This window comes from Streptomyces sp. NPDC059166, from assembly GCF_042755185.1.
Classification (GTDB): domain Bacteria; phylum Actinomycetota; class Actinomycetes; order Streptomycetales; family Streptomycetaceae; genus Streptomyces.
On sequence record NZ_JBHZCI010000088.1, the window covers coordinates 1 to 5,215 of the forward strand.

Sequence of the window (5,215 nt, forward strand, 5' to 3'; positions counted from 1 at the left end):
GGGGCGCCCTTCCGCGGGGTGGGGGGCCCCCGCCCCGGTGTACACGCCGCGGCACCGGGGCGGCCCCCGCCAGCGCCGCGGGTGGCGGGCCACGGCCGTGCGGGTGCGCCGGTCAGGCGCGGCCCGCCGTCTTCTGCGTCTTGCGCGAGACCGAGTCGATGATCACGGCGATGAGGAGGACCGCACCGGTGATCATGTACTGGATCGCGTTCGACGACAGGTTCATCTGGTTCAGGCCCTGGACGATCGACTGGATGACCAGGATGCCCAGCAGCGCGGACCAGACCTTGCCGCGCCCGCCGAACAGGGACGTACCGCCGATGACCGCCGCGGCGATGCACATCATCAGCTGGTTGCCGCCACCGAGCGAACGGTCGGCGCCGCCGGTCGCGGAGGCCAGGAAGAGGCCGCCGACCGCACCGAGCGTGCCGGAGATCATGAACACCGAGATCCGGATCCAGGACACGTTGATGCCGGCGCGGCGTGCCGCCTCGATGCCGCCACCCACCGCGAAGACCTGCCGACCGTAGGTGGTGCGGCGCAGCACGAAGTCGGTGACGACCAGGATCGCGAGGAAGATCACCAGGGAGAGCGGGAGGCCCTGCTCCTGGTTGAACGCGTACGCGGCGAGGAGGCACAGGACCGCGAGCAGCACGGTGCGCAGGATGATCTCGCTCTGCGGGCGGTGCGGCAGCTCGGCGGTCTTGCGGCGCTTCGAGTCGCGCAGCTGCGTGAGGTAGAAGGCGGCGATGACGAACACGGCCAGACCGTAGGCGGCGGCGACGTCGGAGAAGTAGTAGCTGGTCAGGTCGCGGACGAAGCTGCCGAGCGGGGTGGTGATGGTGGACTTCTCGCCCATCACCCAGGTCTGCATGCCGGCCCAGCCCAGGAACCCGGCCAGGGTCACGACGAACGCCGGCACGCCGATCTTGGCGAAGACGATGCCGTGGAAGGCGCCGATGACCGTGCCGGAGAGGATGCCGAGCACGATGGCGAGGGAGTCGGGTACGTCCGTCCCGACCACGGCCCACACCGCACCCGCGAGACCCGCGACGGAACCGACCGCGAGGTCGATCTCACCGAGCAGCAGCACGAAGACGATGCCGACGGCCATGATGCCGGGGCCCGCCGCGTACAGCGTGATCTGGTCGAGGTTGTACGAGGTGAGGAAGTTGCCGGTCTCGAGCTGGAAGACGATCCCGATGACGATCAGGCCCACCACGACGGGCAGCGAGCCGATCTCGCCCGATCGCACCTTGCGCTTGAACTCGGTCCAGTAGCCCTTGAAGCCCTGCTCGCGGACGAGCAGGCGCGGGTCGACGACCCTGACCGCGCCGGCCGCCGCCTCGGGGGCCTCGGTGACCGCGTCCGCCTGGGCCGGGACCTTGGCCGGGGTCTCGTTGATGTTGCTCACTTGGCTGCCTCCGCGCTGCGGGACTTGCGGCGGGTCACGGCGTTGTCGGTGGCGCCCGTGATCGCGGCGATGATTTCTTCGTGGCTGGTCGTCGCGACCGGGAAGACACCGTTGTTGTGACCGAGTCGCAGCACGGCGACCTTGTCGGCGACGGCCTTCACATCGGCCATGTTGTGGCTGATGAGGATGACTCCGAGGTTCTGCTCGCGCAGCCGCTCCACCAGGTCGAGGACCTGTGCGGTCTGCTCGACGCCGAGAGCCGCGGTGGGCTCGTCCAGGATCACGATCTTGGGGTCGCCCACCAGGGCACGGGCGATGGCCACGACCTGGCGCTGGCCACCGGAGAGCGCGGCGACCGGGATGCGGACGCTGGGGATGCGGATGGAGAGGGTGGACAGGAGGTCCTGTGCCCGCTTCTCCATGGCGACCTCGTCGAGGACGCCGCCCTTCTTGATCTCGCGACCGAGGAAGAGGTTGGCGACGACGTCCAGGTTGTCGCAGAGCGCGAGGTCCTGGTAGACGGTCGCGACGCCGAGGTTCTGGGCGTCGTGGGGACGGCTGATGTCCACCTTCGTGCCCTCCCACTCGATGACGCCCTCATCGATGGGGTGCACGCCGGCGATCGTCTTGACCAGTGTGGACTTGCCTGCACCGTTGTCGCCGACGAGGGCGACCACTTCTCCGGCGTGGACTTCGAGATCGACACCGGAGAGGACCTGGACCGCTCCGAATCGCTTGAAGACCCCACGCAACGCCAGCACGGGCGTCTGTGACACGTGAACCATCTCCTTCGCCGCCTGACCGGCGGGGATGTACCGCCTGACCGGCGGAGACGCCGCGCCACGGGGCAGCGTCGACGTACGGAAGTACTGGGGGGAAGAGTGTCCGGCACCCGGCCGGCAGCGGGGTGTGGGCCGGCCGGGGCCGGACAGTCATGGGGTGGGCGGGCTCCGCCGTGCGGGGCGGATCACGCCCGTACGCGCCAGGGCCCAGCGGCCCCGGCGCGAGGAGGGGCTACTTGATGCCCAGCTCGGTGCACTTGGCGGCGATGTCGGCGACGCAGATCTTGGAGGCCTCATAGATGCCGTCCTTGACCACGGTGGACTCGATGTTGTCCTTGTTCACCACGGTCGGCTCGAGCAGCGTGGACGGGACGCCGTCCGTCTCGCCCTGGGCTCCGATGTCCTTGCCCTGGAGCAGGTTGACGGCGAACTGGGCGGCCGCCGGGGCGAGCTGCTTCGGCGACTTGTAGATCGTGAAGGTCTGCGTACCGGCGATGATGCGCTGGATGCCGGGGAGTTCGGCGTCCTGGCCGCCCACCGGGATGTCCTTGATGCCGGCGTTGCCGAGGGACGTGATGATGCCGCCGGCCATGCCGTCGTTGGCGGAGTAGACCGCGTCGATCTTGCCCTTGCCGACCGACGAGATGGCGGCGGTCATCTTCTCGCCGGCGATCTTCGGGTCCCACTCGCCGGACGCCTCGTAGGCAATCTTGATCTTGCCGTCGAGGGACGCGTGGGCGCCCTTCTTGAACAGACCGGCGTTCGGGTCCTTCTCGTCACCGTTGATCATGACGAGGTTGGCGCCGGCCGCCTTGGAGCCGAGAGCGTCGAGGACGGCCTGGCCCTGGAGCTTGCCGATCTTCTCGTTGTCGTGGCTGACGTAGGCGTCGGCACCGGCGATGGCGCGGTCGTACGCGACGACCTTGACGCCCTTGCTGTGCGCGGTGGCGACCCACGCGGCGGACTTCTCGGCGTCCACGGACGAGATCGCGATGACCTTGATGCCGTCGGCGATCTGCTGCTCGAACTGCTGCTTCTGCTGGCCGACGTCACCGGCCGCGTTGTTGTAGACGACCTCGCAGTCCGGGCAGTCCTTCTTGACCGCTTCGATGAACAGCGGCTTGTCCAGCGTCTCGTAGCGGGCGGTCTTGTTCTCCGGGAGGAGCAGACCGATCTTGGTCTTGCTGCCGGAGTCCGCCGAGTCCTTCTTGTCGTCGCCGGCCTTGCCGCAAGCGGCGAGGGAGACGGCCATCGAAACGGCGGCCGTGGCTATGACGATGCGTCGCGTCATTGCGTTCATTGGGGCATTGCCTCCCTGACGAGGCCGCAACGTTGCGGCCGAGGTGGCTGGAAGTCAACTCGGCCGCAGGGGCGGCGTCAAGGAGTAAATTCTTAACGAGATGACAACGGTGCCATTCGTTATCTAAGTGAAGGCAGGGGTGGCCCCGGGGAGCGTGCTCTCCAAAAGGGTCGAATCGCCCATCTCGCTCAGTACGAGGGCCAGGGCGCCGAGCACCTCGGCGCGGCCTCCGAGGGCCCCTGGAAGCACGGAGAGCTGCCGGGCGGCGCTGGGGATGGCATAGCGCGAGACGGAGTCCCTGATGGGCCCCAGGACGAGCTCTCCGGCCTCCGCCAGGGAGCCGCCGAGCACGACCCTGCTGGGGTTGAGCAGGTTGCACAGGTTGGCCACGCCGCTGCCGATGTGCCGGCCGACGTCACCGATCACCCTGCGGCAGCCGGGATCGCCCTCGCGGGCCAGCTGGACCATCCGCTCCATGGTGAGATCGGGGCCGTGGCTCGGTCTCAGCAGGGGCAGGACGTACCGGGCGGCGGTGAAGGTCTCCAGGCAGCCGCGGTTGCCGCAGCGGCAGACGGGGCCCGACTCGTCCAGGGTGATGTGGCCGATCTCGCCGGCCGTGCCGCCGGGGCCGCGGTAGATGTGCCCGTCGATCACCAGGCCGGCGCCGACGCCGCTGGCGACCTTGATGTACGCGAGGTCCTTGACACCCCGGCCGCTGCCCCAGACGAGCTCACCGAGCGCTCCGAGGTTGGCATCGTTGTCGACGTAGACCGGTACCCCGAGACGGCCCGCGAGCTCCTGGCTGGGGTTGATCCCCGTCCAGCCCGGCAGGATCGAGGTGGATCCCAGGGTGCCGGATTCGACGTCGATGGGGCCGGGTACGCCGAGGCCCACGCCGATCACCTTGCCGGGACTGATCCCGGTCGTCTCGATCAGCCGGTTCACCAGTTGTTCCGCACGGCCGAAGCCCTGGGCGGACGAGGCGTCCACGTCGAGCGGCTCGGACTCCTCGGCCAGCACCTGGTGGGCGAGGTTCCCGACGGCCACCCGCAGGTGGGTGTGCCCGAAGTCGACCCCGATGACGATCCCGGCGTCCCCGCTCAGGGAGACGCTCCTGGCGCGTCGGCCGCCCGCCGAGGTGGGGGTCACCTCGACCGTGCCGCCGTCCTTGAGCTCACGGACGATGTTGGAGACGGTGGCCGCGGAGAGTCCGGTGCTCCTGGCGATCTCGGCCTGGGTCAGGGACCCTGCCATCCTTACGGCACGCACGACCCGCTCGAGGTTGGCCCTATGCAGAGACGTCTGCGACCCGGGAGTCTCCATCGACCCACTCACTCCTGCCGTTTTCTCTAACATGTGAACCCTAAGCTGAGCGTTTTGGGGTGCCTCCCGTCAAGACCTTGAGCAGCCGCAGCCTCTGATGAGCATCGTGCCTCCACATCCGGACAGCGCCAAAAGACCAGGAAACATGGTGAACCGCCCACCGGTCGGGGTCCGGTGGGCGGCTCTCGGTCCGGGGAACTCTCGCCTTCTGGTGACAGTTGTTGTCCGCGTGAAGGCGGCGGGCCGGCCGTGGACCCGAGGGCCACGTGAAACCGCGTGCCCCGCGCGCGGCACGGGGACGGGCGGGGGGGGGGAGGGGCGGGGGGGGGGGCGCGCGGCGGGTGTGGGGGGGGCCGGGCTCCGGGGCCCCGGGATAGGGGGCGGCCCGCGGGAGCC

At 69.2% G+C, this 5,215-nt stretch carries 4 protein-coding genes; all 4 read right to left on the bottom strand.

The features are described from left to right. Nucleotides 1–112 precede the first annotated feature (112 nt). The 4 genes from ACFXOA_RS32115 to ACFXOA_RS32130 all read right to left on the bottom strand — a co-directional run bounded on the left by ACFXOA_RS32115 (nt 113) and on the right by ACFXOA_RS32130 (nt 4,819). On the bottom strand, nt 113–1,414 hold the full coding sequence (locus ACFXOA_RS32115) for a sugar ABC transporter permease (protein WP_385035684.1): 1,302 nt from the start codon (nt 1,412–1,414) through the stop codon (nt 113–115). Beyond that, on the bottom strand, nt 1,411–2,199 hold the full coding sequence (locus ACFXOA_RS32120) for an ATP-binding cassette domain-containing protein (protein WP_385035686.1): 789 nt from the start codon (nt 2,197–2,199) through the stop codon (nt 1,411–1,413). The genes ACFXOA_RS32115 and ACFXOA_RS32120 overlap by 4 nt, the downstream gene beginning before the upstream one ends. A 229-nt stretch (nt 2,200–2,428) precedes the next feature. Next, entirely contained in the window at nt 2,429–3,496 is a 1,068-nt protein-coding gene (locus tag ACFXOA_RS32125) for a sugar ABC transporter substrate-binding protein (RefSeq protein ID WP_385035688.1), read from the bottom strand. Nucleotides 3,497–3,619: 123 nt separating this feature from the next. Next, the gene (locus ACFXOA_RS32130; protein ID WP_385035690.1) at nt 3,620–4,819 is read right to left on the bottom strand and encodes an ROK family protein; all 1,200 of its coding nucleotides are present in this window, start codon (nt 4,817–4,819) and stop codon (nt 3,620–3,622) included. Nucleotides 4,820–5,215: the final 396 nt, after the last annotated feature.